This is a genomic window from Hydrocarboniphaga effusa AP103, from assembly GCF_000271305.1.
Taxonomy (GTDB): Bacteria; Pseudomonadota; Gammaproteobacteria; order Nevskiales; family Nevskiaceae; genus Hydrocarboniphaga; species Hydrocarboniphaga effusa.
Genome location: NZ_AKGD01000002.1, coordinates 763,687 through 788,057 on the forward strand (window position 1 = coordinate 763,687; position 24,371 = coordinate 788,057).

A 24,371-nucleotide genomic window follows, 5' to 3' on the forward strand; every position below is an offset into this window, starting at 1 on the left:
CTTTCGACACTGATCCGATCAATCCTACTGATCGGCTGTGCCTTGCTTTCGCTGGAATCGCAAGCGCAGTCGTTTGATGCGAAAGCGAGCCTCAAGCTCGCAGAATCGCTCGAATTCCGACCGATCGAAAATCCTTCTCGCGGTGAGCATGAGCCACCCGTCAGGTTGGAGGTCGCCGAAGACGTGGCCAACAGCGTGGCGATGCGCCTGGTGTTATCGACGGCCGACGCGCTCGTCGGCACGCCGTATCGCCTGGGCGGCGATTCCTACGATGACATCGACTGCTCCGCTTTAGTACAAAAGGCTTTCCGCGTCGCCGGGCTCGAATTGCCGCGTACCACGCGCGAACTCGCCAAGATCGGCGAGAAGGTCGATCGCGCGAGTCTTCGTCCGGGCGATCTGCTGTTCTATCGCTGGAACCGCAATCGTCTGCATGTGGCGATGTACGCGGGCAACAACGAGATCGTGCACGCCTCGCCGAACGCTCAGCAGGTGACGCGCACGCGACTCAACAGCGACTGGAATCGGCGACTCGTTTCGGTGCGCCGGCTGATCTGAGCCTCTATCGCGAGGTCAATCGCGCTCGGGCGCCCCGAGCGGAAAGTACTGCCGATACGGCCGTGCCTCATCGATCGCGCGTGCGAACGACGGCCGCGCGTTGAGGCGCTGGCGATAGGCGAGCACGTTCGCGAAGCGCGCGTCGATCTTGTGCACCCAGTCGACATAGAACAGAGACGGCGCGGCCGAACAATCGGCCAGCGTGAAGCGCTCGCCCGAAACCCACTCGCGCCCGGCCATGTGCGCATCGAGCCAGGCGTAGGATTGTTCGAGCATCGCACGCGCTTCTTCCACGCCTTGAGCATCGCGCCGATTCGGCTCGCGAATCGCATCGAACACGATTTTCTGCGACGGCGTGTGAATGTAATGATCGAAGAAGCGATCCAGAAAGCGCACGTCGAGCGCGGCCTCCGCATCGTCCGGAATGAAGCGCACCGGGGCCGGATACAGCGCGTCGAGCCGCTCGATGATGATGGTGGCCTCGGGCACCACCTTGTCGCCGTCGACGAGCACCGGAAAGCGCTTGATCGGCCAGAGCCGTCCGAGTTCGTCGGACGCGGCCTGATCGCCGATGGCGAGTTCCTTGAACACGAACGGCGTGTGGTTTTCGTAGAGCGCGATCAGCGCTTTCTGGCAGTAGGATGAAAACGGGTGCGCATAGAGTTTCAGCTGCGGCGAGGCCATCGGAGTCTCCTGCTCTCGGCTTGCCCGCATGATGCGTCGGCTGCGAGCCGATGCAAACCCGTGGTGGTCCAGGGCAGGCCGCTACGGCAGAAAGCACACGCGCCGCTCCCAGATCGCGAGCACTACGCAGCCGTCCTCGCTGTGCACGTGATGGTCGGTGCCTTCGCCGTGCACCATGAAGCTGCCGGCCTCGTGCCGTCCGCGCTCGTCGGTCTGGCTGCCCGACAGCACGAAGATATGCTCGTAGCCCTGGTGACGATGCGCAGGCGCCGTCGCGCCGGGCGCGTAGCGCAGCAGCATCGCGGCGGGGCCGCCATCGGCCGTTTCGTAGATCGGATAGCAATCGATGCCGGTGTGGAACGGCTTCCAGCCGTCCGCGGGCAGATTGGCGGATGCGTCGAACAGGCCGTTCAGTACGATCGGGGCCACTGGAACAGGTGAAGTCATCGCGCTCCGTGCTGATGCTGGGGAAGAATCAGCCTGGAACGATGCAACACCCGAGCCGCTATGGCCAGCCTCACGCGAGCGCGGCGAGCAGGGCCTCCGAATTCGACACCGCGCCGAACACGCCGCCCTGCATCTTGATCATCTGCTGCGCCGCCAGGTGATTGTTGTAGTCGGTGGCTCCACAGCAGTCCGCGAGCAGCACGCATTCGAAGCCGCGATCGTTGCCTTCGCGCATCGTCGTGTGCACGCAGACGTCGGTGGTGATGCCGGTCAGCACGATGTTGTCGATGCCCTTCACGCGCAGCATCAGTTCGAGATCGGTTGCGCAGAAGCTGCCCTTGCCGGGCTTGTCGATGATCGGCTCGCCGGGCAGCGGATAGAGCTCTTCGATGATGTCCCAGCCCGGTTCGCCGCGAACCAGGATGCGCCCGCAAGGTCCCGGGTCGCCGATGCCCGCGCCGATCTGCCGCGAGCGCCAGCGCTTGTTCGCGGGCAGGTCGGAGAGGTCGGGCCGATGGCCTTCGCGCGTGTGGATGACGTGAAAGCCGAGCTCGCGAAAGCGCGTCAGCACGCGCTTGATCGGCTCGATCGGGGCGCGCGTGAGCGAGAGGTCGTAGCCCATCTTGTCGACGTAGCCACCGACGCCGCAGAAATCGGTCTGCATGTCGATGATGACCAGCGCGGTGTTCTGCGGACGCAGGTCGCCGTTGTAGGGCCAGCGGTAGGGCTCGGCATCGATGGTGCGTTCGGTCATGCGCGCGTTCTCCTGACGTTGACGAAGCAGCAGCAACAAGCGCGCCTCATTGGATGATCCACTTGACCATCGCCTGGGCGACGTCTTCGTCCATGCCGTCGATGCCGTACTTGTTGCGCCAGATCTGGTACTCCACGCCGGCCTGGAAGTTACCGGGCTTGCCGAAGATCGAACCCACGTCGATCAGAAAGCGCGGCGCGGTGATGATGTTGTCCTGGTAGCTGCCGCCCGGCGTCTTCGGGTCTTCCCCCCAGGCGTAGTCGAAGAAGCCTTCGAACGAGAACGCGACGCTACCGATCTTGAACGGAGCGCCCCAGGCCAGCGTGATCTGCTGACCGGTCTTGAGTTCCGAATCCTGCGCATTGCGCAGATACCAGTTGAACTGGAAGAACTGGAAGCCCGGAATCTTGAGATCCGCCGCGAGGCCGTAGAGATACGTCTGCTCGACGCCGTTGCCCGGAATTTCTAGCGTCGTCGTAATCAGGAAATCGACGATCGGACCGAAGGCCAGTGGCGTGCCGAGAATCTTGCCGATCGAAAGCCTCGGAGACAGTTCTGCGTAGTAGGCGCCGGTGCCCTTGTCGGCGCTCGCAAAGCGGTCGCCTTCGCGATCGGGGTTGGTGATGTCGACGAAGAAGAAGTTGTCGCCATATTTCCAGACGTCGAAGTGTTCGATCGTGATGATGCTGGCCTTGTCGTCGTCGACGTAGCCGCTGAAGTCGTCGTTGAAATCGGCATAGGTGGTGCCGTAGAGATACTGCACGTTGGTGGTGCCGAAGATGGCGCTGCCGGCGTGGGCTGCGGGCGCTGCGAGTGCGAGCAGCGTCGCGGCGATGGAGAACGCAAAGCGTTTGGAAAACATGAAAGGAAGGCTCCAGGTGGAATTCGGGCAAGCCGCCACCGTCGCTCCCATCAGGGAGCGAGATAGCGTCAATGGAAGGAAGGTTTAAATCGTCAGCGCGTGCCGCATCACAAAGCGGCTTCGCCGCCCGGCACCGCGTCCTGCGGCCTGGGCTTGAACGCCATCGGCAGCGCATAGCGCGCGCAGCCGTAAAGCACGCCGGCCACGCCGAGATAGCTCAGGGCCACGAGCGGCGTCTTCATCACTCCGATCGCCTCGCTGTGCATGAAGCCGAAGAAGGTCAGCACTGCGCCCGCGATTGCGAAGCCCGCGGCCTTGGCGAAGGCGCGATCGATGATGCAGGCCGCGATCGCCGCGAGGATCAGGCTGCCAAGGATCGCGCCGCCACCGAGTAGTTCGAGCCCGTGATAGAGCACGCCCATTCCAGCGAGCTTGTCGATGCCGACCGTCGCCGCATTGGTGCCGGCCGCGCCGAGCGCGTTGTCGATCATCAGCTTGCCCCAGCCGGCGACCTGCGGAATCAGCGACAGGATCACCGCGGGCGCATGGCTCTTGGGTGTTTCCTGGAAGGCCTGCGCTCCGATCAGCATGCCGATGTAGAGCAGGATCGGCGAGATCGCGACGACCGGAATCAGTGCCATCATCAGCGCGAGAATGCCGAACCACGACAGCACGAGCACCATCACGCCGGTCGCGGCCGAATAACCGATGCGTCCGCCGATCGCCTTCCAGCCCGGATGGCCGATGTAGACCGCGTTGATGAATGGATTGCCGAGCAGGCAGCCGATCAGGCTCACGACGCCGTCGGCCGTCAGCACGCGCGTGGTCGGGTAGTGATCGCCGCCGGCTTCGGCCGATTCGACGTTGTCCATCGCCTCGACGAGATCGTAGATGCCGAACGGAATCGCGGTGACGAGGATCACGCCCAGGTATTCGAAGCCGCCGAACACGTGGCCGAACACCGGCAGCGGAAAGCTGAAGCCGAAGCTCGCGAAGGAATCGCCGAGCTTGGCGATGCTCATTCCGCCGAAGTTGTAGCCCAGCGCGAGCCCGCCCCAGGCGATCGCGGAGCCGACCGCGATCGCGACGAGCCCGGCCGGAATGCCCTTGAAGTAGCGCACGCCGCCGAACCAGCTCGCGAGCAGGATCGCGAAGCAGACGATGCCGATCACCGGGTCCATGTACATGTCGAGCGCAGGACGCAGCGAGATGAAGGCGATCGACACGCCCGCGAGCGCGCCGAGCAAGGCGGCGCGCGGCGTGATCTTCTTGATCCACGGGGCGACGAAGCCGCCGACCATGAGCACGAAGCTTTGCACGAAAACCCAGGTGAGGCCCGCTTCCCAGCCCTTGATCGGGTCACCGGCGCTCGCGGCGATCGGCATCATGATCACGAAGACGACGACGAACATGTGCGGCACGCTGATGCCCGAGGGCAAAGCGCAGACGTCGCTGCGGCCGGTCTTCTGCGCAAGCTTGTAGGCGAGCCAGGCGTAGTAGACGGTCGACAGGAACAGCATCAGGCCGGTCGCCGGCAGGATGCGTCCAAAGATGAGGTCGTCCGGCAGCTTGAGCACGTAGCGCATGAGCGCCGTGAGCGTGAGCAGGTTGACGAGAATGTTGGTGCCGAAGCCGAAGAAGGCGTTCCAGTCGCCCGGAACCCAGACCTTGGGCTTGAATGCCGCTGTTGCAGTGCTCATGTGCTGCCCCCTGTTGATTGCCGCAATTGCCGCCGTGTTTCGTGTGGTCTCGTCGCGCCTCAACTCAAAGCCGCGATCACGCTCGCCGAATCCGATACCCAGCCGAAAATGCCGCCCTGCGCGGCGATCATGCGCAGCGCGGTTTCGTGGAAGTCCGGGAAATACGAGGCCGCGCAATCGGCCGGGACCAGGCATTCGAAGCCGCGGTCGTTGGCTTCGCGCACGGTGGTGTGCACGCAGACCTCGGTCGTCACGCCGCAGACGATCAGCGTCTTGATGCCGCGGTTCTTGAGGATCAGCTCGAGATCGGTCTGGCAGAACGAGCCCTTGCCGGGCTTGTCGATCACCGGCTCGCCGGCGAGCGGATACAGCTCCGGAATGATGTCGTGCCCGGCTTCGCCGCGAATCAGGATGCGGCCCATCGGGCCGACGTCGCCGATTTTGGTCTCGCCGCGACCGCGTGCGAGCTTGCTCGGCGGGGCATCGGACAGATCGGGCCGATGGCCTTCGCGCGTATGCAGCACGAGCAGGCCGGCCTCGCGGAACGCGGAAAGCAGGGCGCCGATCGGCTCGATCGCCCGGCGCAGCAGCGAAACGTCGTTGCCGAGCATGGCCCCGAAGCCGCCCGGCTCGATGAAATCGCGCTGCATGTCGATGATCAGCAGCGCTGTGCTGGCCGGCTCGAAGGCCAGCTCGTAGGGCTGCGCCTGGATGACGCGGACCTTGGATTGAATGGGGGCCGTGCTCATGCTGCGACTCCGCGTGGCGCCGATACGCCTGGAGTCACTGAAAATGCAGTATCCATGCCTGAACTCATCGTTGCATGCAACAAAGAAAACAAGATTTCCCCAGCTGTCTGATTCACGACGGTTTTAAGTGCGGGCCTGCGTCGCGAGCCAGGCGCGCCAGCCGCCGTGGACGCTGATGTCCTCGGCTCCGGCGAGGGCGCCGTGCTCGCAAATGAAGCCGGTCTCGAGCGTGCCGTCGGCCAGCACCACCTTGCCGAGCCCTAGCGGCGCGCCGATCGCGGCGAGCAGCGAGCCCATTTCGGTGCTCAGCAGTTCCCAGACTTCGACTTCGATCGCCACGCCGTCGGCCGCGCGCACCATCGCGGGTCGCTGCGGCGGGCCGCCGGGCAGCGCGTAGAGCCGGTAGTTCGGCGCGCTGTGCGTGGCCCGCACGAGCCGGCCGCCACGCTCGACGAGCTGATGATTGAGCGCCAGACCTTGCAGGTGCGCCCCGCAAACGACCACGCGCATGCGATCGCCCGGCCGCGCGCTGCCGGCGATGGCTTTCGGCTGTTGGAACGCGGCTGCGAGCCCGAGCAGGTACTGATCGGTAAACGCGCGGCCGAGCAGGGTCACGCCCCAGGGCAGGCCGTTGCCGAGTTGGCCTGCGGGCACCGCGACGGCGGCGTAATCGAGCAGGTTGACGAAGTTGGTGTAGAGCCCGAGCTCGCTGTTGCGCAGCACCGGTTCGGCCTCGATCTGCGCCAGCGTCCAGGCCCGCGGAATGGTGGGGATCAGCATCAGGTCGAGCGCCTCGAGCGTTCGGTCGCAGAGGCGCTTGAATTCGGCGAGCTGCTGGTCCGAGCGCACGCGGTCGACCGCGCTGGCCAGCGCTCCCGGCGCGAGCACTTCCCGAATGACCGGCAGCACCTCGTCCGGATGAGCTGCAACGAAGTCACCGAAGCCGGCCTGGCGCTCGGCGGTGCCGGCCGGGGCGTAGAGCAGCGTGGCGGCGTCGAGAAACGGCTGGAAATCGACCTCGACCGCCGAGCCGCCGAGCGCTTCCAGGCGCTCGCGGGCCCGCTCGAACAAGGCCGGAGATTCCGTGCAGCCGAGCCATTGCAATTGCCCGGCGCGCGGAACGCCGAAGCGGAACGGCGCTGGAGCCCCGCCGATCGGACGGGCGTTCCAGGCCGGGTTGTGGCGGCTCCAGGCCTGCTCGGGATGATGCTGCGCGGCCAGTGCGAGCAGTTCCGCGGCCTCGGTTGCCTGCCGGGCGAAAATGCTCACGCAGTCGAGCGAGCGGCAACAGGGCACCAGGCCCTCGATTGACAGCAATCCCCGCGTCGGCTTGCAGCCGACCAGGCCGTTGAGCGCGGCCGGTACCCGGCCCGAACCGGCGGTGTCGGTGCCGAGTGAAAAGCTCGCCAGCCCGAGCGAAACCGCGAGCGCCGAGCCCGAGCTCGAGCCGCCGCTCGGATAATCGGCATGGAACGGATTCGGGCAGCCGCCGTAGGGCGAGCGCTGGCCGTTGAGGCCGGTGGCGAACTGGTCGAGATTGGTCTTGCCGGTCGGCACCGCCCCGAGTTCGATCAGGCGCTGCACCACGCTGGCGGAGCGTTCGGGCGCGTAGGCGTAGGTCGGGCAGGCGGCGGTGGTCGGCGCGCCCGCGAGGTCGATGTTGTCCTTGATCGCGAACGGAACGCCGTAGAGCGGCAGCGAGGCCGGGTCGCGTGCCTCGAGCGCGGCTAGGTAAGGTTCCAGCGCGGCTTCGTCGAGCAGGTGGATGTAGAGGTGATAGTGCCCGTTGAGCGTCCGGGCACGGGCCAGCAGTTCGTGCAGCAGCCGGCGCGGCGTCAGCGAGCCTTGGCGGTAGGCGCTGCGCAAAAAGGCCAGGGACAGGTCGACGGCCGGGGTGGCATCGGCGCTACGCATGAGCTCTCCTTTATCGGTGCATAACGTTGTATGCAACGTATATGCCCAAGCTTGGATGCAAGCGTCGGACGAGCGCCTACAATGAGGCCTCGCGAATGAGGCTTCGGATGACAGCTGCAAAGGGAAACCGATGAGTTCCACCACCCCGGCCCGGGCCGGCTCGGCGCAGGAAATCTACAGCCAGCTCAAGGCCCTGATCATGAGCTTCGAGCTGTATCCGGGCTCGCGGGTCACCGAAACCGAGCTGGCCGATCGCTTCAAGGTCAGCCGCACGCCGGTGCGCGAGGCCCTGCAGCGACTGCAACTCGAGGGATACCTGACGGTGCGGCCCAAGCAAGGCTGCTTCATCCGTGAGATCGATATCGAGGAAATCGACCAGCATTACCAGGTGCGCATCGCACTGGAAATGTGCGCCGTCGAGCTGGCCTGTACGCACATGCCGGATCGGGCGCTCAAGGAACTCGCGCGGCAGTGGGACCCGGCATATCAGCCGACCGACGAGCAGGACGTGCAGGCGATGGCCGAACGCGACGAGGGTTTCCACATCGCGCTCGCCGAGGGCAGCGGCAACTTCGTACTCGCCGATTACCTGCAGCGCGTGAACCACAGCATCCACATCATCCGCCGGCTCGATTTCACCAAGGACATGCGCGTCGACCTCACCTATATCGAGCACCACGCGGTTTGCCAGCACCTGCTCAAGCGCGATGCGATCGCGGCCCAGCAGGCGCTGACGCAGCACATCCGCCGCAGCCAGCAGGCCGCCAAGACCATCACGCTCGAGCAGCTCTCGCATGCGCGCGCCAAGGCGCGACAGCTGCAGCGGGATCGCTCGGTCGGTTAGTCCTCGGCTCGGCGGCTGCGTCCGGGCGCTGTCTCGGCCGACTTCGCGGCAAAGCCCTCGCCACCAGGCTGTCGGTGGCAAAATGCCGGGCGCTTTCACGCCCCGATCGCCCCTTTCGGCGTGCCTCCACGAGTCTCAGTCCAACCCATGTCCCATCGATTTGCCTCGTTCCGCCGTTTTGCTCCCGTCCTCTGCGGTCTCGCGCTCGGCGCAACGGCCTGGTCGCCGTTCGCGACCGCCATCGCGGAGGCTGCGGGGCCGCGTCCGGCGGCTCCGCTGAAGTCGGCCGCCAATCCGGAGTCCGAGCCGGCGCACGTGATTCCGGACACCTGCGCGCAGCCGGTGTATCCGCCCGAGGCGCAGGCCGCCGGCATCAAGGGCTCGGCCTTGCTGACGATCTCGGTCGCGATCGATGGGCGCGTCGAAAACGTGAGCGTCAAGCAAACCTCGGGCAACGCGCAGCTCGACGCCGCAGCGGTCGAGGCGATGAAGCAGTGCCGCTTCAGCCCGGCGACCAAGAACGGTGCGCCGGTGGCGAGCCAGAACGCGCTGCGCTACACCTTCCGCATCGATGAATCGACGCCCGAGCAGATCGCGGCGCGCAATCAGCTGCGCGCCATCATCGAGCTGCGCGGCATCGGCAAGCGCATCGATGCGGTGACGAGCCGCTGCGCCAAACTCGACGGCCTGGTTGCCGACAACGCCAAACAAGCCGCGCTGCAGTGGCACCAGCGCAACGACGAGATCGTGAAGCGCACCGTGCAGCTGCAGGCCAGCGTGCTCAAGAGTTTTCGCCAGGCCGACGATGCCAAGGCGGCCGATGAGAAGGAAGCCGCCTCGCGCACGGCGATCGAGGGGCTGATCGATCAGGGCGCGGCCACCGAGGCTGCCAGCATCGAAAGTGCGGGCGACGAAAGAGAAGAGCAGTGCCAGATTTTCAACAGCCGCACCGTCGGCGGCGAGTTCGATCTGCGTCGCCTGTATCCGGAGTTCGTGAGCCTGATCGAAGCCGCGCCTGCGCCGTCGGCGCCGGCCAAGAAGAAGTAGGGCCGGCGTCGGCGCACGCGCATGGCCACGCGCGCATCGTCCGCTTCGTCATCGAACCGCGCTGCGCTGCGCGTGCTGGCGATCATTCCGCCGATGACCCAGCTCAATACGCCGTATCCGTCGACGGCGTATCTGACCGGCTTTCTGCGCTCGCGCGGCATCGATGCGGTGCAGGAGGATCTGGCGCTGGCGCTCGTGCTGCAGCTGTTCTCGGCGCCGGGGCTCGACGCGATTCGCGAGCGCATCGACGAAGACACCGAGCCGACCGCCGCCATCGCGAACTTCTGCGAGCAGTTCGAGCGCTATCGGGCCACCATCGAGAGCGTGATCGGTTTTCTGCAGGGCCGAGATTCCACGCTCGCGCATCGCATCGCCAGCCGTCGCTTTCTGCCCGAAGGGCCGCGCTTTTCGGCGCTCGACGTCTACGTCGATGACGAAGGCGGCGATCCACTGGCCTGGGCCTTCGGCGCGCTCGGCATGCAGGACCGGGCGCGGCATCTCGCGACGCTGTATCTGAACGATCTCGCCGACGTGGTGCGCGACGCGATCGACCCGCGCTTCGAGTTCGTGCGCTATGCCGAATCGCTCGCGCAGAGCCAGTCGAGTTTCGATCCGCTCGCGGCCGCGCTCGCAGCCGAGCCGAACCTGATCGACGAGATCCTGCAGGCGCTCGCGCTCGATGCGATCGAGCGGCATCGGCCACGGCTCGTGCTGCTCTCGGTTCCGTTTCCGGGCGCGGTCTACGCGGCGTTTCGGATCGCGCAGACGATCAAGGCCCATCATCCGCACATCGTGATTTCGCTCGGTGGCGGCTACGTCAACACCGAATTGCGTGAGCTCGCCGAGCCGCGCGTGTTCGACTACGTCGACATCGTGAGCCTCGATGCGGGCGAGCGTCCGCTGCTCGCGCTGATCGAGCATCTGCATGGCGAGCGCGGGCGCGACCGGCTCGTTCGCAGCTTCGTTCGCGACGATGCGGGCGTGGTGCGCTACGTCAACGCGGCCGAGCCCGACGTGCCGTTCAACGAAGTCGGCACGCCGACCTGGGACGGCCTGCCGCTCGACGGCTATCTGTCACTGCTCGACATGCTCAACCCGATGCACCGGCTGTGGTCGGACGGCCGCTGGAACAAGCTTACGATCGCGCATGGCTGCTACTGGAAGCAGTGCAGTTTCTGCGACATCAGCCTCGATTACATCTCGCGCTACGAAGCCGCGTCGGCGAGCGTGCTGGTCGATCGCATCGAGGCCATCGTCGCCGAAACCGGCCAGACCGGCTTTCACTTCGTCGACGAGGCCGCGCCGCCGAAAGTGCTCAAGGCGCTCGCGAACGAGCTGATCCGGCGCGGCGTTTCGATTTCGTGGTGGGGCAACATCCGCTTCGAAAAATCGTTCTCCGTCGAGCTTTGCGAACTGCTTGCGCAAAGCGGCTGCATCGCGGTGTCGGGCGGGCTCGAAGTGGCGTCCGATCGCCTGCTCAAGCTCATGAAGAAGGGCGTTTCGGTGCAGCAGGTCGCGCGCGTGACACGCGCATTTTCGGAGGCCGGCATCCTCGTGCATGCCTACCTGATGTACGGCTTCCCGACGCAAACCGTGCAGGACACCGTCGATGCGCTCGAATACGTGCGCCAGCTGTTCGAAGCGGGTTGCCTGCAGTCCGGCTTCTTCCATCGCTTCGCCTGCACGGTGCATTCGCCGGTCGGCAAGAATCCGCAGGAATACGGTGTCACGCTCGTGCCACCGCCGCCCGGCGGCTTCGCGAAGAACGACATCGGCTTCATCGATCCGACCGGCGTCGATCACGACACGCTCGGCCTCGCGCTCAACAAGGCGCTCTACAACTACATGCACGGCATCGGGCTCGATGCGGACGTGCGCAGCTGGTTCGGCGTCAAGGTGCCCAGGACCACGGTCGGCGTCGACTTCATCGCTTCGGCACTCGAAGCCGGCTGAGCGCTAACCCGATCAGGTCCAGGCGCTCGTGCGCCAACCGGCCTCGCTCGCGTCGAGGCGATGCGTGAGCCCGATGCGATTCAAAAACGTTTCGTCGTGCGAAACCACGATCAGTGCGCCGCGATATTGCCGCAGCAGCGATTCCAGCGCCTGGATCGCGGCGAGATCGAGGTGGTTGTCGGGCTCGTCGAGCAGCAGCAGTTTCGCCGGGTCGTCCGTGTAAAGAGCGTGGGCCAGCGCGGCCTTGAGGCGTTCGCCGCCACTCAGCGACCGCACCGGAATCCGAATGCCTTGCTCGTCGAGGCCGAGCAGGGCGAGGCGGCTGCGCAAGTCCGCTTCGTCCGACGTGGCGTTGAGCGCGAGCATCTGTTCGAGCAGGCTGCGTCCGGAGTCGAGCAGCGACAGGCTTTGATCGAGATAAGCGGCCTTCACCGAGATGACGCGGCGTGCGCCGGAGGGTGGCGAGTCAGTCGCGAGCAGCTTGAGCAGCGTCGATTTTCCGCTGCCGTTGGGGCCGGTCAATGCGAGCCTTTGCCCCTTTTTGAGCGTGAATTCGATGTGCCGGTATCGCGCCGCGACATGCGGGAGTTCGGCCGCGAACTCGACGATCGTGTCCGGAAGATGTCGATCGACCTCGGGCAGCAGCAGCGTTACTTCTGCATCGTCCTCGAGGCGCTGTGCGGCTTGCGCCACGCGCTGCGAAGCCGCCCGCCGCGATTCCTCGATGCGGGCCTGGGCTCGCGCCGCGCTGCTCTCGCTGCGACTTTTCTGCAGGCCGAGCAGGATCGGGGCCTGATTCGCCGTGGCCGCCTGTCTGGCGCCGCGAGACTGGCGCCGGTCCAGGCGCTCGCGCTGTTGCACGAGTTCGCGTTCCTCGCGACGCTTCTCGGCCTTGAGATGATCGAGCTGCTGCCGTGCCTGCTCGCGCTCCTGTGCCTTGGCTTGCGCATAGAACGTGTAGCCGCCGCCATAGCGCTGGAGCCCGAGATTCGACAGCTCGACGATGCAATCCATCGATTCGAGCAGGGCGCGATCATGGCTGATCGCGATGATTCCGCCGCTCCATCGGCGCAGGCGGTCGATCAGGGCCTTGCGATGCTCGCGATCGAGATGGTTGCTCGGCTCGTCGAGGATCAGCAGGTCGGCTGCAGAAAGGAAGGCTCCGCAAAGCGCAACCCGCATGGCTTCGCCGCCGCTGAGCCGGCTCGCGAGCGTGTCGGCGCCCAGATGTTCGAGCCCGCTGGCCGCGAGCTCCTGTTGCAGCTGCTGATGGATGTTCCAGCGATCACCGACGATGTCGAAATCCGGCTGCGCCGTGCTGCCGCGTTCGATGCGACGCAGGGCGTCGAAGAGCGGCCGCAGGCCGGCCAGATCGACGACGGTCTGCTGGCTGTCGATGCTGATCTGTTGCGCGACGTGGCGCACCTTGCCGATGCGCAGGCAGCGTCCGCTGCTGGGCTCGAGCGTGCCGGCGAGCATGCGCCCGAGCACGCTCTTGCCGACACCGTTGCGCCCGACCAGGCCGGTATGCCGGGCGTCGAATCGCTCGTCGAGATCGGAAAAAAGAAGGCTGCCGTCGGGCAGTTGATGGGTGACGCCGTGCAGCGTCAACGAAACGTGATTCGTCGAAGGCTTCGCCATGCGAGCTCCAGTTCATGCCTGCGGCTTCCGCTGCGGATTGCAGGGAAGGCGACCGTGAAACACACGGTGGGCATTACTGGCGCATCGGACGAAACCCTCGTTACTGGTGGCGAGCCCGCATTGTAGACCGGCCGCATGCGGCTCACTAGCCGGCCGAACGCGCTTGAAGATAGTGAGCACTATCTATGCGAGCGACCGCAGGGCGCCGGGGGTGCATGACAGAAACGGCAGCGCGACATGAGCGAGCAGCGATCCGCATCGATAGCGCCCTTGCTGAAGCTGACGGCGCAGACCCGACTGGCCTGCGGTATTCCCAAGACGTTTCTGGGCGATCGTTCAGTGTTCGATGCGATCGGCCTGAGCCAGCGGCGACCGAGGCTCAGCTGTTCCGCTACTACGGCTCGAAGTCGAACCTGTTTGGCGAAACCATCTTCAAGCCGCTCGACGAGCGCTTTCTTCGTTTCATCGACGCGCACAAGCCGATCACGCTTTCGGATGCAGAGATGAGCGAGCAGAAGGCCGTGTACACGAGCGAACTGCAGAGGTTCATCCGCACCAACTCGAAGATGTTCACATCGCTCGTCGCGGCCGAGATCTACGACGCGGGCACCGAGCACGGTGCAGAGCAGATGCGCGGGCGCCTGAAGGACAAGTCCGCGATTGCGCCCGAATTGATGGTGCGGCCGGTGTTCCTGTCCGTTCTTTCGGCGGTGATGTTCCGCGACTGGATATTCCCGAAGAGCCTCGCGAACCCGGCGCGCATTCGCCCCGGCCCGAGCGCTGGCGAACGATGCCGCACGGCATCGGCGCGGGCCGACATGCACCGGGAGCTCGACCACTATCTGCAGGCATAGCCTTAGCACCAGAACCGGTAGTGCCAATTCGGGCGAATGACGCTACCGTTCGCGGGCGCCCGAACACGCCGGGCATTCCGAACACGATGAGGATTGAATCGATGTGCGAAAACGACGATCTCGAATATTTTGCGCGGCGCAAGCAGGGGCTCACGCGTCGCAGCTTCGGCCTGACGGCGCTCGGTGCGGGCCTGTCCGTTGCGCTGCCCGGTATCGCGGCTGGGGTCGAGACCAAGGGCCGCGAGGTCGAGATCAAGACACCGGATGGCACCGCCGACGCGTACTTCGTGCATCCGGCCAAGGGCAAGCATCCGGCGGTGCTGATCTGGCCCGATATCTTCGGCCTGCGCCCCGCGTTCAAGGAGATGGCCACGCGGCTCGCGGAGTCGGGCTACGCGGTGCTCGTGGTCAACCCGTTCTACCGCACCAAGCGTGCACCGACCGCGGCCGAGCATGCCGACTTCAACGACCCGGCCACGCGCGAAGCGCTGCTGGCCCTGCGCGCGAGCCTGAGCCCGCAGACCGCGAAGACCGATGCCCAGGCTTTCGTCGCGTTTCTCGATCAGCAGAGCGCGGTCGACACCCGGCGCAAGATCGGCACCACCGGCTACTGCATGGGCGGCCCGCTCGTGGTGCAGACCGCGGCCGCGGTTCCGGAGCGCATCGGAGCGGGTGCCACCTTCCACGGCGGCGGCCTGGCGACCGACAAGCCCGACAGCCCGCACCTGCTGATTCCGGGCATCAAGGCGCAGTTCCTGATCGCGATCGCCGAGAACGACGACGCCAAGGAGCCCGAGGCGAAGAACACGCTGCGCGAGGCTTTCGCTAAGGCCAAGCTGCCCGCGGAGATCGAGGTCTATGCGGGCACCAAGCACGGCTGGTGCCCGACCGACGCGGCGGTCTACGACCACGATCAGGCCGAGAAGGCCTGGGCGCGCCAGCTCGCGCTGTTCAAGCGCGCACTCGCGTAGCGCGCGTGATCATTCGACGTGCGCTCCGAAGCCGCTGCGGCCCGGAGCCACGTCGTCGCGCAGCGTGAGCGCCGGAATCTCGTAGTCGCCGAAATTCTGGCGGCGGAATGCGATCGGCGGCGTGCTCGCCAAGCTGTCGAGCCGTTCGCCGAGTGCCTCGCAAATGGCAGTGAAGCGCACCGCGTCCGTGCGGCCCGCGCGATGAACCAGATACGGCGGCAGCACGCTGAAGCCCGGGTAATGCAGCACGCCGTGATGGATCGGAAACAATAGATCGTCGATCGGCCCGTTGATGCCGCGCGACGCGTAGTGCGATTCCCAGCCGCCGGTGGTGACGATCAGCATCGCCCGTTTGCCGCTCATACGGCCTTCGCCGTAGCGATCGCCCCAGTGCCGGTCCGAATGCTCGCCGACGCCGTAGGCGAACCCGCAGGCGTACACGCGATCGATCCAGCCCTTGAGGATCGCCGGCATCGTGAACCACCAGAGCGGGAACTGCAGGATCAGCATATCGGCCCAGCGCAGCTTATCCTGCTCGGCCGCGATGTCGGCGCTCTGCGTGCCGCTTTCATAAGCCTGCTTCGAGGCCATTGAAACGTCGAAGCGTTGGCCCGCTTCGAAGGCGAGGCTGTCCTGCGTGCCGATCAGCGGATTCCAGCGCATGGCGTAAAGATCGGACACCTGCACGCGGTGTCCGGCTGCCTGCAATCGGCGCACGGCGAAATCGCGCAGGGCGCCGTTGAGCGAACGTGGCTCCGGATGGGCATAGACGATCAGTACATTCATGGCGGCTCTCTTCAAAGGAAATGATGGGTCCCAGGCTAGGCGTGTCGCCGGTATAGTGGAAATGAATATCGTGAATATCCGCTATTGCCAGGGGCGATTCCCGTGAACAACTTGCGCCGTCTCGACCTGAATCTGCTGCTGACGCTCGATGCGCTGCTGATCGAGCACAACGTGACGCGCGCGGCGCGGCGCCTGAACCTCACACAGTCTTCCGTGAGCGTGCAGCTCGCCAAGCTGCGCCGGGTGTTCGACGATCCGCTGTTGTTGCCGGGGCCGCGTGGCATGTGGCCGACGGCGCACGCCGATGCCCTGCGCGAGCCCTTGCGCGAAGCCTTGCAGGCGCTCGAAGCCGTGGTCGCACCGGCCGCAAACTTCGACCCCGCAAAAGCGCGTCATGCCTTGCGCCTTGCTGCATCGGACTACACCGCCTCGACACTACTGCTGCCGCTGTTTCCGGCCCTGCGCGCTGCGGCTCCGCTGGCGAGTCTGGCCGTGCTTGGCCTCGATCCGGCCCGCATCGCACGCCAGGCCGAGCAGCGCGAAATCGATCTCGCGTTTCACACGCGTCACGACGCGCCGGCCAGCCTTCGCCAGCGCGTGTTGTACAAGGAGCGCTACGTGCTGGCCGGCCGTGTCGGTCATCCGCGTCTGCGGCGCAAGCCGACGCTGGCGCAATTCTGCAAGCTCGACCATGCGCTGGTCTCACCGGACGGCGGCGGTTTTCGCGGAGTGACCGATCAGGCGCTGGCCGCTCTAGGCCTGCAGCGCAACGTGGTCGCATCGGTGCCGCATTTCCTGCTGTTGTGCGCCATGCTCGCGACCACCGATCTCGTTGCCATGCTGCCGGAACGCCTCGCTCGCACGGCGCCCGGGTTGCGCGTGGTGGAGCCCCCGATCGAAGTGCCGGGTTTCGAAATCGCCATGCTTTGGCACGAGCGATCGCATCGGGACCCGGCTCACGTCTGGCTGCGTGAATTCATCGCGGCTTCTGTTTGAAGCAGCTCACAGGCAATGGGCTTGGGCAGCGATTAGACAAGGCCGAAGGGCGACGGAATGCGCGCCGGATCGTGGAGTCCAAAGTTCGCATGGGCAGACTCTCCCTTCCTCCCATGCACTCATCCAGTTGGAACATTGTTCGGAAAACCAGGAGGACTCTCATGGCCGACCAGAAGAACGTGCGATCGAATCAGCCCGACAACCCGGCGCCACCGAATCGATCGTCGCAACAGACACGGCAGAACCCTCAGCCGCAGGCTCAACAGCAGGCGCATTCGCTCCATCGTCAGCAGCAGCGTGCGATGCCGGGAGAAGTTCGCCAGACCCGGCAGGGCGTCGAAGACGCGCAGCGTTCACTGGCCGATCGCGAGCGGGAAGAGGCCGATGGCGGAGCGCCCGATGATCTGCTTCCGGGGCGCCAGCCCGCCGGCTGGACATCGCGCAATGTCTAGCGTTTGCGACCGGCATTGAATCGTTGGATTCCGAGTGGAGGCTCGCGAGGCTACGGCTGCAGTCGATGAGGCGTCAGCAGCGCCTTACGACCAGCACGGTGAAGTGCGCGGCAGTGCGCAGCCCCGGAGACGCTTCCAGTCGTGCTCGCCTTTCAGGGCGGGCCTTCCAGACGTAAGGGGTCATCGCCAGCAGGTCTCGCAAGGCCTGCTGGCCTAGATCGAGTTCGTTGCGGATGTTCAGGTGCCGATCGAGTGTGAAGCCGTCTCCGAGTTCGCCGAGGAATTTTTCGGGCTCGTGCGCTTGCACGGTTTCGAACAGACCGGCGCGCAGGCTCCAGAGATGGTCCGGGGCCGGCGTGACGATGACGAGATGCCCGCCATGCTCGATGACACGGCGAAGCTCGCTTACATGCAGTTGCGTGAACAGATTGGTGACGAGATCGAGCGACCGATCAGCGAACGGCAGTGAAGCCCCGCTGCCGACTATCCAGCGAATGCCACGATACCGCCTGGCTGCGAGCTGGATCGCGGGCTTGGCGATGTCGAGACCGGCGACTTCGACTTCGACTTCGCTTTCGGAAGCGCCGAGCGCACTCGTGTAGTAGCCCTCGCCACAGCCGAGGTCGAGAATGCGACGCGCACCGAGTTCGTCCGCGAGCGAGTGGAGGGCCTTGCGCAGCGGAGCGTAGTGTCCTGCCTCGAGAAACGCGCGACGCGCCCGCAGGCTTTCGGCGCTGTCTCCGGGTGATGGACTGTTCTTCTGCTGCGGGAGCAGCAGGTTCACGTAGCCTTCGCGCGCCACATCGAAACTGTGGCGATTGGTACAGGACCAGACTTGGGCGTGCTGCTCGAGTGGGGAGCGGCAGACGGGGCAGGTGATAAGCAGCATCGAACGGGTCGGCGCGGGCGAGGCGCGATTGTGCCGCAAGCCTGCACCGGCTTACATCGGATTCGATGGCATGCGATTCGATGCAGAGATGGCAGCGCCCATGAAAAACGGCGAGATCCCTGCGGACCTCGCCGTCGGAAACCACCGGCCTCGCTCAGAAGTTGTAGCGGGCGCCGAGTTCGAGACGATCATCGTCGCCGGTCTGCAGGCCGGCCACGAGATCGACCCGTGGAGCGATCGTGAACAGACCGGTCACGCGGAACGAGGTGAGCGAATCATCGAGAACATCGAGGTAGCGCACTTCCGGAATCAGCTGGATGGGCAGATTGGGAACCTGCCAGCGGAGTCCGGCGCGCAGGCCGAAGCCGGTGTCATCGTCGATGTCATAGTCGATGCGCTCGAAGGTTCCACCGGCGAAGAAATCGAGATCCTTCTGCAGGGGCGCATGATAGATCGCGCCGATCGAGAGTTGAGAGAGGTCATCCCAATCGTTGTATTCCGCGATCAGCGCGACCTGCGGCGCGATGTCGAAAGAGCCACCGAGCCGGAATCCGCTTTCGTCGTCACCGTAATCGAGATCGATACTGGTATAGCCGCCTTCGATGTAGGTGTAGTTGAAGGCCGAAGCGGCGGGTGCTGCAAGCAAAGCCGCAACGGTGGAGACCGCCGCAAGTGCATTGCGGATGGGGGTACGGACCATGTTCACTCCTTGGATCGTTGTTATGTCGACATCGGCGCCGCTTGTGTGAGCGGTCGGTCGGCAGCTTGCTCAGGGCCGCCTTAATTCATTCTGAATTTTCTATTGCGTCCAAGCACTTGCATGTTGGTCGCCATGTTGCTAGCGGGTGTATTGCGTCGGCGCAAATCCCGTTTGCGCGTTTCTTCGTGAGCCTTGCGAGCCAGTGGCGCGAATTCAGCCGCAGGCTCAGCCGGTCCTGTTTATCGTTCGCTCCACGGCTATCATCGCTTCACAACGCGACACGCACGGGAGATCGGCATGCAGCTGGCGGCATCCAATTCAATTGAGGATTCCATTCTGGTGGCCGACATCGGCGGCACCAATGCACGATTCGCGTTCACTCATGCCGGCCAGGAGCGCACGCCGTTGCTCGCGCAGCATCGTGTCGCAACTGCGGATTTCGCCACGCTCAGCGGTGCACTGCTCGATTACCTATCGCGCCACCCCGAGCAACGGCCGACTCGCGCGGTTCTGGCGGTAGCCTCGGCCGTCACCGGCGATGCGATCAAGATCACCAACAATCCCTGGGCGTTCTCGATCAGCCAGCTCGGTCGAGAGATCGGCATGCCAGTGGAGGTGATCAACGATTTCACCGCGATGGCGAGCGTGCTTCCGGCCTTGCAGATCGACGATCTTCAAGCGGTCGGCGAAGCCCGGCCTTCCAATCGCGCCCTGGCCACGAGCCGCTGCTACGCCGTCGTCGGGCCCGGCACCGGCCTCGGTGTCGGCGGCGTGATCGTGCAGAACGGTCGTGCGGTGGTGATTCAATCCGAAGGTGGCCATGTGGGCTTCGCTCCGGGCAACGCGTATGAGCTCGAGCTGCTCAAGGTGTTGCTGACGCGCTATCCACGGGTATCGGCCGAGCGCCTGATCTCGGGCAGTGGGCTCGGCAATCTGCTGCAGGCCGTGGCGTCGGTCGAAGGTCTGGCGACGCTCGAGCTCACGCCAGCGCAGATCACCGAGACCGCGGCGGCCGATCCGGATGGACTTTGCGCTCGCACGCTGCGCGTATTCTCGGAGTTGCTCGGCAGTTTCGCGGGCGACGTGGCGCTCGCACTCGGGGCCTGGGATGGCGTGTTTCTTCCCGGTGGAGTCACGCAGAAACTGCTCCCCTGGATCAGGGACGGGGGCTTTCGCCGGCGCTTCGAAGACAAGGGCCGGCATTCGGCGATTCTGCAGCGCATCCCGACGCAGATCATCACGCATCCGCAGGCCGGGCTGCTCGGCGCCGCGGTGCACGCCATCGGCTGAGGCGGCGAGGCGGCAGCCCGGTGCTATGCTCGCCGGGCACTTCTGCGAGGCCCGCCGTCATGTGCCGCAACATCAAGACGCTGTTCAACTTCGAGCCGCCCGCGACCGACGACGAAATCCACGCTTCTGCGCTGCAGTTCGTGCGCAAGCTCAGCGGTTTCAACAAGCCATCAAAGATCAACGAGGCGGCGTTCGAGCAAGCTGTCGAGCAAATCACCGAAGCGGCACGCACGCTGATCGAGTCGCTCGTCACGCTCGCGCCTCCGCGTGACCGCGAGGCCGTGAGCGCCAAGGCGATGGCCGATTCGGCACGCCGCTTCGGCCGCGCCTGAGCCGCTCCGCACCTCGTTACGAGACGACCGCGTCCATGTACGTCGTGATCTTCCGGGCTCGCGTGCGCGAGTTCGACGACGCATATTCCAGAGCCGCCGCGCAGCTGCGCGAGCTCGCGCTGAGCCAGTTCGGCTGCATCGAGTTCCATGCGCTCACCGAAGGAGCTGACGAGATCGCGCTGTCGTACTGGCCCGACGAGGCGAGCATCCGGGCCTGGAAGGCGCACGCCGATCATCTGCTCGCCCAGCGCCTCGGCCGCGAGCGCTGGTACGAGTCGTATCAGGTGCAGATCGCCCGGATCACGCGCGACTACCGACACGGCGACCGTGCAGCCCCGTGATGCGCGGACGCGCTACCATCGCGCACGTCATGGCAACGAGGAGATTCGGATGAACGGGCAAAGGATGCCGGGTGTGCGCACCGTCTACGGTGTGCTGCTGACCACCGCGGTGTTGACGATCGGCGCTACGCTCGCGGGCTGTGCGGGTAACGGACCGATCATCGACCGCACCGGTGTCGACGAGAAGCGCTACGCGAGCGACCTGTCCGAATGCAGGACCTACGCGAGCGAAGTCTCGACCGGCAAGGCCGCGGGCAAGAGCGCCATCGCGGGGGCGGTCGTGGGCGCCGCCATCGGTGCGATCACCGGCAACAGCACTTCGGTTGCGCGCGGCGCCGGTGTCGGCGGTGTCGCGGGCGGTGCCAGCGGTGCGGTATCGGGCGAGCAATCCAAGGATCAGGTCGTCAAGAACTGCCTGCGCGGCCGCGGGTACAAGGTTCTCAACTAGCAGTTCAACAGCGGGTTCTCACGCAGCCTCGCGACGGCGAGATCGACGAAGGCTCTCACCTTCGCTGGCGCCTGTCTTCCGGCTGGGTAGAGCACGTGGATCGGAAACGGTGGCTCTTCGTGTCGGTCGAGCACGATCCGCAGACGGCCTTCGAGCAGGGCCGGGCCGATCTGGTAATGCAGAACGCGCGTGATGCCCCAGCCTGCGACCGCGGCTGCGATGCCCGCTTCGTTGGAGTTGCTGAGCAGCGTGGGCTCGATGTTCACGCGCTGGTCGTCGCGAAAGCGCCACTCCGACGAGGCCCAGGCGCTGGTCGAGGCCGCGACGCGATGATGCTTGAGGTCCGTCGGCGTTGCCGGCACGCCGTGGCGCTCGAAGTAGCCCGGCGATCCGCAGACGACCCGCCGCACGGAGCCGACCCTCACCGCGCTGAAGCCCGAATCCGGCAGATGGCCGATGCGCACCGCCACATCGACGCCTTCTTCGACGATGTTGACCGTGCGATCGACGAAGAGGGTTCTCGCAGACAGCATCGGATGCAGGTCGAGGCATTCGAGCACGATCGGCAGCACGTAAAGCTGCCCGAACAGCATCGGCGCTGTCACCGTCAGGGTTCCCGAGGGCCTGGCGTAGGAGCCGGCCGCCGCGGCCTCGGCTTCGACGATGTCGGCGAGGATGCGCCGGCAGTCTTCGAAGTAGCGGTCGCCAGCTTCGGTGAGCTTGACCGCGCGTGTCGTGCGGACGAACAGCTTGGCCCCGATGAGTCCTTCTAGCGCCGCAACGGAGCGCGTGATGGCCGGAGCGCTCATGTGCAGCAGCCGCGCGGTCTCCGCGAAGCTTTTCGTCTCCGCGACTTTCACGAAAATGCGCATGGCGTGCCAGCGGTCCATCGATATCCCTTTGCGGCGGTGGGTTTCCAGCGTCGTCACCAGAACAATCGAGCGAGAGTCTCGGCCTGCAGTTCCGGATCATGGATCAGCAGATCCCGATAGGTGTCGTCTTGCTGCCCGCGGTGATCCTCGGGCCGCATCAGGCGACCGCGCAGCCATGGCCAGCACCCGACGGCCGACGGCGCGAGCATCATAGTGCGAGCTCGATGCGGTTCTCGACATCGGCTGGTGTCTGCGCCGGCACCGCGCAGCAGATCAGTACCTCGCCGTCGGGCACGCTCGCGCTTGGCGGCTGGGGATACGTCACGCTGCCGGCCAGCAGTTGGGTTCGACAGCTTCCGCAGCTGCCCGCGCGGCAACTGAATGCGGGGCTCAGGCCGCGCGATTCCGCCAGTTCGAGCAGCGTTCCGGATTGCGGTGTCCAGCGGGCTTCCTTGAGCGAACCGGTGAACACCACCGGCACATTCTTCGTCGAGGCGGGTGCGGAAGGAGGCGGTGTCGCCGCGAGCTGCGAGGTCCTGATCAGCGACGAAGGCCCGAAGGCTTCGGCGTGAATCCGCTGGTCCACGATCTGGTAGCCGCGCAGGCCGTCGTAGAGCGACTGCGTGAATTGTGGCGGTCCGCAGAGATAGAAATCGTAGTCGTCGAACGGCAGGAAACGGCTCAGCAGGGCCATGTCGATGCGGCCCGCCGCGTCGTAGTCGACGCCTGGCTCGGCGCCATCGGGATCGCTGAGCACCCGCACGATGCGAACCGCGCCGGCTGATGCATTCGCGAGCTCCGAAAGCTCCTGCCCGAAGGCCCGGTCCGCCTTCGACCGCGTGGAGTAAAACAGGATGCTCGGTCGTATGCCGCGCGTCCGCAGGCCTTCGTAGACCACATGCCGGAGCATCGCGAGCAGCGGCGTGATGCCGACGCCTGCGGCCAGCAGCACCGCCGGTCGTTTCTCGCGCGCATCGATGGTGAAGCTTCCGCCCGGCGCCCGCGCTTCGATGATGTCGCCCACGCGGACGACGTCGTGCAAATGATTCGACGCAAGACCCTCGCGCTTCACGCTGATGCGGTAGCTCGCATCCGAAGGCGCGACCGACAGCGTGTAGGTTCGGATCTGGGGCTTGTCGAGGCCCGGAATCGACAGCCGGATCGGCAGATGCTGGCCCGCCTGATGCGCAGCGAGACCGGCTCCATCGTTCGGCTGCAGGTGAAACGAGCGAATCGAGGCGCTCTCGTCGACGATCTTCGTCACCTTGAATGGCCGCCATTGCGTCGCGAGCTCGGCCGCGCGCAGGCGATCCGCGGCCTGCGTCCAATCGCCGGTCATCAGCGAGTTTGGAGACCAGCCGTCTTGACGGAAAGCCCAGCGCAGCGCGAGTGCCGCGGGCCTGCGCACGATGCGGCTCGCGCGAAACGTCCAGAGCCGCTCGGCACCCTGGAACGAGGCGATCTCCGGCGAGTCGAGCAGCACTTCGGCTTTGCCGGTCATCTGCAGCAGATCGCCGCTTTCGAAGTCGACGAAGACCAGACCGGCCTTGCCGTTCGACAGAATGTTGCCGAGCGTGTTGAAGAACAGGTTGCCGGCGAAATCGGGAATGGTCAGCGTGCCGTCGTCGGCGACGCGAACGAAGCCCGCCTTGCCGCCGCGGTGCGAGACATCCACCTGCCGACGATCCTCGCGCTCGGCGTAAGAGGCGACGAAGAACGTATCGGCCGCTTCGATCATGCGGCGGGCCTCCGCATCGAGCTGCGCGCTTTCGTGAACCTTTGCAGCGGACACCTCGCCCGGCTCGCGCACGAAGCGATAGTCGCGATGCTGGATGTATTGCGGGCAGTTGCCGTAACTCTGATCGACCTCGAAGTGCAGCGCTTCGTCGTCGACCGCGCGCAGAAGGCCGTTGACCCGATTGCGCCGGCGCGTGTGCAGCTCGATGCCGAGCAGGCCGATCGCAGCGCCGGCCTTCCAGCCGTCGCTCGCCGGGTCGCCGGCATCGCGTCGCAGCTGGATATCGAGCGTGGTCGGCGTCGGCGACGAGATGAAGCCCGGCGTGCCGGTGATCAAGGTTGCCCAGGCGTCGTCGCGGCGATCGACGCTGCCGACGACGACGAACGGAATCTGAGCGTAGAACGCGCGATGCTGGTCGGGCATGAAGTCGCGAATCACGCGCTGCCCGATGGCGTCCATGCGCTCGGCGACGCCGGCCCGGCTCTGGAGCGTTTTTTCACCGGCGTGCCAGGTTTCCAGCTTCTTTCGTGCCGGCGTCGCGTTCATGGC

General features: G+C 65.5%; 26 protein-coding genes. 12 read left to right on the forward strand and 14 right to left on the reverse strand.

Annotated elements, in window-relative coordinates:
• Nucleotides 1-183: 183 nt before the first annotated feature.
• On the forward strand, nt 184-558 hold the full coding sequence (locus tag WQQ_RS23135; protein ID WP_157534701.1) for a C40 family peptidase: 375 nt from the start codon (nt 184-186) through the stop codon (nt 556-558).
• A gap of 15 nt (nt 559-573) precedes the next feature.
• On the opposite strand, the gene WQQ_RS14740 is transcribed toward WQQ_RS23135, so the two are convergent.
• From WQQ_RS14740 to atzF, 7 genes are all read right to left on the reverse strand, one after another.
• Nucleotides 574-1,242 (reverse strand): glutathione S-transferase family protein, encoded by a 669-nt coding sequence (locus WQQ_RS14740; protein WP_007186010.1) that lies wholly within the window; start codon nt 1,240-1,242, stop codon nt 574-576.
• An 81-nt stretch (nt 1,243-1,323) separates the two neighbouring features.
• A complete protein-coding gene (locus WQQ_RS14745) occupies nt 1,324-1,689 on the reverse strand; it encodes a cupin domain-containing protein (protein ID WP_007186011.1) in 366 nt (121 codons plus the stop codon).
• A gap of 70 nt (nt 1,690-1,759) precedes the next feature.
• Nucleotides 1,760-2,443 carry a biuret amidohydrolase gene (biuH, locus tag WQQ_RS14750; RefSeq protein ID WP_040454192.1) on the reverse strand — a complete coding sequence of 228 codons (684 nt, stop codon included), beginning with the start codon at nt 2,441-2,443 and terminating at the stop codon, nt 1,760-1,762.
• A gap of 46 nt (nt 2,444-2,489) precedes the next feature.
• Nucleotides 2,490-3,305: an outer membrane protein OmpK gene (locus tag WQQ_RS14755; RefSeq protein ID WP_007186013.1), complete on the reverse strand. Its 816-nt coding sequence runs from the start codon at nt 3,303-3,305 to the stop codon at nt 2,490-2,492.
• Between the two features lie 107 nt (nt 3,306-3,412).
• A complete protein-coding gene (locus tag WQQ_RS14760; RefSeq protein WP_007186014.1) occupies nt 3,413-5,005 on the reverse strand; it encodes a hypothetical protein in 1,593 nt (530 codons plus the stop codon).
• 59 nt (nt 5,006-5,064) lie between these two features.
• Nucleotides 5,065-5,754, reverse strand: a complete 690-nt coding sequence (locus WQQ_RS14765) for a cysteine hydrolase family protein (protein WP_007186015.1) — start codon at nt 5,752-5,754, stop codon at nt 5,065-5,067.
• 123 nt (nt 5,755-5,877) lie between these two features.
• The gene (gene atzF / locus WQQ_RS14770) at nt 5,878-7,668 is read right to left on the reverse strand and encodes an allophanate hydrolase (RefSeq protein ID WP_007186016.1); all 1,791 of its coding nucleotides are present in this window, start codon (nt 7,666-7,668) and stop codon (nt 5,878-5,880) included.
• A gap of 130 nt (nt 7,669-7,798) precedes the next feature.
• Between atzF and WQQ_RS14775 the strand changes: the two genes are divergently transcribed.
• The 3 genes from WQQ_RS14775 to WQQ_RS14785 all read left to right on the forward strand — a co-directional run bounded on the left by WQQ_RS14775 (nt 7,799) and on the right by WQQ_RS14785 (nt 11,512).
• On the forward strand, nt 7,799-8,512 hold the full coding sequence (locus WQQ_RS14775; protein WP_007186017.1) for a GntR family transcriptional regulator: 714 nt from the start codon (nt 7,799-7,801) through the stop codon (nt 8,510-8,512).
• A gap of 147 nt (nt 8,513-8,659) precedes the next feature.
• Nucleotides 8,660-9,559, forward strand: coding sequence for an energy transducer TonB (locus WQQ_RS23140; protein WP_007186018.1), 900 nt, complete (start codon nt 8,660-8,662; stop codon nt 9,557-9,559).
• Nucleotides 9,560-9,580: 21 nt separating this feature from the next.
• Entirely contained in the window at nt 9,581-11,512 is a 1,932-nt protein-coding gene (locus WQQ_RS14785; RefSeq protein ID WP_007186019.1) for a B12-binding domain-containing radical SAM protein, read from the forward strand.
• 12 nt (nt 11,513-11,524) lie between these two features.
• Here the strand turns inward: WQQ_RS14785 and WQQ_RS14790 are convergent, their stop codons facing one another.
• On the reverse strand, nt 11,525-13,153 hold the full coding sequence (locus tag WQQ_RS14790) for an ABC-F family ATP-binding cassette domain-containing protein (RefSeq protein ID WP_007186021.1): 1,629 nt from the start codon (nt 13,151-13,153) through the stop codon (nt 11,525-11,527).
• A gap of 215 nt (nt 13,154-13,368) precedes the next feature.
• Here WQQ_RS14790 and WQQ_RS14795 point away from each other — a divergent pair, with 215 nt between their 5' ends.
• Nucleotides 13,369-14,007, forward strand: coding sequence for a hypothetical protein (locus tag WQQ_RS14795; protein ID WP_007186022.1), 639 nt, complete (start codon nt 13,369-13,371; stop codon nt 14,005-14,007).
• A 101-nt stretch (nt 14,008-14,108) separates the two neighbouring features.
• Nucleotides 14,109-14,978: a dienelactone hydrolase family protein gene (locus WQQ_RS14800; RefSeq protein WP_040454193.1), complete on the forward strand. Its 870-nt coding sequence runs from the start codon at nt 14,109-14,111 to the stop codon at nt 14,976-14,978.
• A 9-nt stretch (nt 14,979-14,987) separates the two neighbouring features.
• On the opposite strand, the gene WQQ_RS14805 is transcribed toward WQQ_RS14800, so the two are convergent.
• Complete coding sequence (locus WQQ_RS14805) at nt 14,988-15,764, reverse strand: NAD(P)H-dependent oxidoreductase (protein ID WP_007186024.1); 777 nt, start codon at nt 15,762-15,764, stop codon at nt 14,988-14,990.
• Nucleotides 15,765-15,866: 102 nt separating this feature from the next.
• On the opposite strand from WQQ_RS14805, the gene WQQ_RS14810 reads away from it, so the two are divergent.
• Together WQQ_RS14810 and WQQ_RS14815 are read left to right on the forward strand one after the other, a co-directional pair.
• Nucleotides 15,867-16,760 (forward strand): LysR family transcriptional regulator, encoded by an 894-nt coding sequence (locus tag WQQ_RS14810; RefSeq protein WP_007186025.1) that lies wholly within the window; start codon nt 15,867-15,869, stop codon nt 16,758-16,760.
• Nucleotides 16,761-16,921: 161 nt separating this feature from the next.
• Nucleotides 16,922-17,212, forward strand: coding sequence for a hypothetical protein (locus tag WQQ_RS14815; RefSeq protein ID WP_007186026.1), 291 nt, complete (start codon nt 16,922-16,924; stop codon nt 17,210-17,212).
• 73 nt (nt 17,213-17,285) lie between these two features.
• Here WQQ_RS14815 and WQQ_RS14820 read toward each other — a convergent pair whose 3' ends face one another.
• Together WQQ_RS14820 and WQQ_RS14825 are read right to left on the reverse strand one after the other, a co-directional pair.
• Complete coding sequence (locus WQQ_RS14820; RefSeq protein ID WP_040454579.1) at nt 17,286-18,101, reverse strand: methyltransferase; 816 nt, start codon at nt 18,099-18,101, stop codon at nt 17,286-17,288.
• A gap of 154 nt (nt 18,102-18,255) precedes the next feature.
• On the reverse strand, nt 18,256-18,801 hold the full coding sequence (locus WQQ_RS14825; RefSeq protein WP_007186028.1) for a hypothetical protein: 546 nt from the start codon (nt 18,799-18,801) through the stop codon (nt 18,256-18,258).
• Nucleotides 18,802-19,098: 297 nt separating this feature from the next.
• Here WQQ_RS14825 and glk point away from each other — a divergent pair, with 297 nt between their 5' ends.
• The 4 genes from glk to WQQ_RS14845 are packed head-to-tail and all read left to right on the forward strand — an operon-like array spanning nt 19,099 to nt 21,212.
• Nucleotides 19,099-20,091: a glucokinase gene (gene glk, locus WQQ_RS14830; protein ID WP_007186029.1), complete on the forward strand. Its 993-nt coding sequence runs from the start codon at nt 19,099-19,101 to the stop codon at nt 20,089-20,091.
• Between the two features lie 59 nt (nt 20,092-20,150).
• Nucleotides 20,151-20,423 carry a DUF2277 domain-containing protein gene (locus WQQ_RS14835; RefSeq protein WP_007186030.1) on the forward strand — a complete coding sequence of 91 codons (273 nt, stop codon included), beginning with the start codon at nt 20,151-20,153 and terminating at the stop codon, nt 20,421-20,423.
• Nucleotides 20,424-20,458: 35 nt separating this feature from the next.
• On the forward strand, nt 20,459-20,764 hold the full coding sequence (locus WQQ_RS14840) for an antibiotic biosynthesis monooxygenase family protein (RefSeq protein WP_007186031.1): 306 nt from the start codon (nt 20,459-20,461) through the stop codon (nt 20,762-20,764).
• A gap of 49 nt (nt 20,765-20,813) precedes the next feature.
• A complete protein-coding gene (locus WQQ_RS14845; RefSeq protein WP_202800669.1) occupies nt 20,814-21,212 on the forward strand; it encodes a glycine zipper family protein in 399 nt (132 codons plus the stop codon).
• Here the strand turns inward: WQQ_RS14845 and WQQ_RS14850 are convergent.
• Genes WQQ_RS14850 through WQQ_RS25110 form a run of 3 tightly spaced genes read right to left on the reverse strand, consistent with a single transcriptional unit; the run spans nt 21,209 to nt 24,368 of the window.
• Nucleotides 21,209-22,102 carry a LysR family transcriptional regulator gene (locus tag WQQ_RS14850; protein ID WP_007186033.1) on the reverse strand — a complete coding sequence of 298 codons (894 nt, stop codon included), beginning with the start codon at nt 22,100-22,102 and terminating at the stop codon, nt 21,209-21,211. The genes WQQ_RS14845 and WQQ_RS14850 overlap by 4 nt on opposite strands.
• 35 nt (nt 22,103-22,137) lie before the next feature.
• On the reverse strand, nt 22,138-22,296 hold the full coding sequence (locus tag WQQ_RS24385; protein ID WP_007186034.1) for a hypothetical protein: 159 nt from the start codon (nt 22,294-22,296) through the stop codon (nt 22,138-22,140).
• Nucleotides 22,293-24,368, reverse strand: a complete 2,076-nt coding sequence (locus WQQ_RS25110; RefSeq protein ID WP_007186035.1) for a 2Fe-2S iron-sulfur cluster-binding protein — start codon at nt 24,366-24,368, stop codon at nt 22,293-22,295. The genes WQQ_RS24385 and WQQ_RS25110 overlap by 4 nt, the downstream gene beginning before the upstream one ends.
• Nucleotides 24,369-24,371 lie beyond the last annotated feature (3 nt).

Excerpts from the sequence above, each read along its gene's own strand:
- WQQ_RS14740 (WP_007186010.1), bottom strand. The coding sequence starts at position 1,242 with ATGGCCTCGCCGCAGCTGAAACTCTATGCGCACCCGTTTTCATCCTAC.
- WQQ_RS14745 (WP_007186011.1), bottom strand. The coding sequence starts at position 1,689 with ATGACTTCACCTGTTCCAGTGGCCCCGATCGTACTGAACGGCCTGTTC.
- biuH (WP_040454192.1), bottom strand. The coding sequence starts at position 2,443 with ATGACCGAACGCACCATCGATGCCGAGCCCTACCGCTGGCCCTACAAC.
- WQQ_RS14755 (WP_007186013.1), bottom strand. The coding sequence starts at position 3,305 with ATGTTTTCCAAACGCTTTGCGTTCTCCATCGCCGCGACGCTGCTCGCA.
- WQQ_RS14760 (WP_007186014.1), bottom strand. The coding sequence starts at position 5,005 with ATGAGCACTGCAACAGCGGCATTCAAGCCCAAGGTCTGGGTTCCGGGC.
- WQQ_RS14765 (WP_007186015.1), bottom strand. The coding sequence starts at position 5,754 with ATGAGCACGGCCCCCATTCAATCCAAGGTCCGCGTCATCCAGGCGCAG.
- atzF (WP_007186016.1), bottom strand. The coding sequence starts at position 7,668 with ATGCGTAGCGCCGATGCCACCCCGGCCGTCGACCTGTCCCTGGCCTTT.
- WQQ_RS14775 (WP_007186017.1), top strand. The coding sequence starts at position 7,799 with ATGAGTTCCACCACCCCGGCCCGGGCCGGCTCGGCGCAGGAAATCTAC.
- WQQ_RS23140 (WP_007186018.1), top strand. The coding sequence starts at position 8,660 with ATGTCCCATCGATTTGCCTCGTTCCGCCGTTTTGCTCCCGTCCTCTGC.
- WQQ_RS14785 (WP_007186019.1), top strand. The coding sequence starts at position 9,581 with ATGGCCACGCGCGCATCGTCCGCTTCGTCATCGAACCGCGCTGCGCTG.
- WQQ_RS14790 (WP_007186021.1), bottom strand. The coding sequence starts at position 13,153 with ATGGCGAAGCCTTCGACGAATCACGTTTCGTTGACGCTGCACGGCGTC.
- WQQ_RS14795 (WP_007186022.1), top strand. The coding sequence starts at position 13,369 with ATGACAGAAACGGCAGCGCGACATGAGCGAGCAGCGATCCGCATCGAT.
- WQQ_RS14800 (WP_040454193.1), top strand. The coding sequence starts at position 14,109 with ATGTGCGAAAACGACGATCTCGAATATTTTGCGCGGCGCAAGCAGGGG.
- WQQ_RS14805 (WP_007186024.1), bottom strand. The coding sequence starts at position 15,764 with ATGAATGTACTGATCGTCTATGCCCATCCGGAGCCACGTTCGCTCAAC.
- WQQ_RS14815 (WP_007186026.1), top strand. The coding sequence starts at position 16,922 with ATGGCCGACCAGAAGAACGTGCGATCGAATCAGCCCGACAACCCGGCG.
- WQQ_RS14820 (WP_040454579.1), bottom strand. The coding sequence starts at position 18,101 with ATGCTGCTTATCACCTGCCCCGTCTGCCGCTCCCCACTCGAGCAGCAC.
- WQQ_RS14825 (WP_007186028.1), bottom strand. The coding sequence starts at position 18,801 with ATGGTCCGTACCCCCATCCGCAATGCACTTGCGGCGGTCTCCACCGTT.
- glk (WP_007186029.1), top strand. The coding sequence starts at position 19,099 with ATGCAGCTGGCGGCATCCAATTCAATTGAGGATTCCATTCTGGTGGCC.
- WQQ_RS14835 (WP_007186030.1), top strand. The coding sequence starts at position 20,151 with ATGTGCCGCAACATCAAGACGCTGTTCAACTTCGAGCCGCCCGCGACC.
- WQQ_RS14840 (WP_007186031.1), top strand. The coding sequence starts at position 20,459 with ATGTACGTCGTGATCTTCCGGGCTCGCGTGCGCGAGTTCGACGACGCA.
- WQQ_RS14845 (WP_202800669.1), top strand. The coding sequence starts at position 20,814 with ATGAACGGGCAAAGGATGCCGGGTGTGCGCACCGTCTACGGTGTGCTG.
- WQQ_RS14850 (WP_007186033.1), bottom strand. The coding sequence starts at position 22,102 with ATGGACCGCTGGCACGCCATGCGCATTTTCGTGAAAGTCGCGGAGACG.
- WQQ_RS24385 (WP_007186034.1), bottom strand. The coding sequence starts at position 22,296 with ATGATGCTCGCGCCGTCGGCCGTCGGGTGCTGGCCATGGCTGCGCGGT.
- WQQ_RS25110 (WP_007186035.1), bottom strand. The coding sequence starts at position 24,368 with ATGAACGCGACGCCGGCACGAAAGAAGCTGGAAACCTGGCACGCCGGT.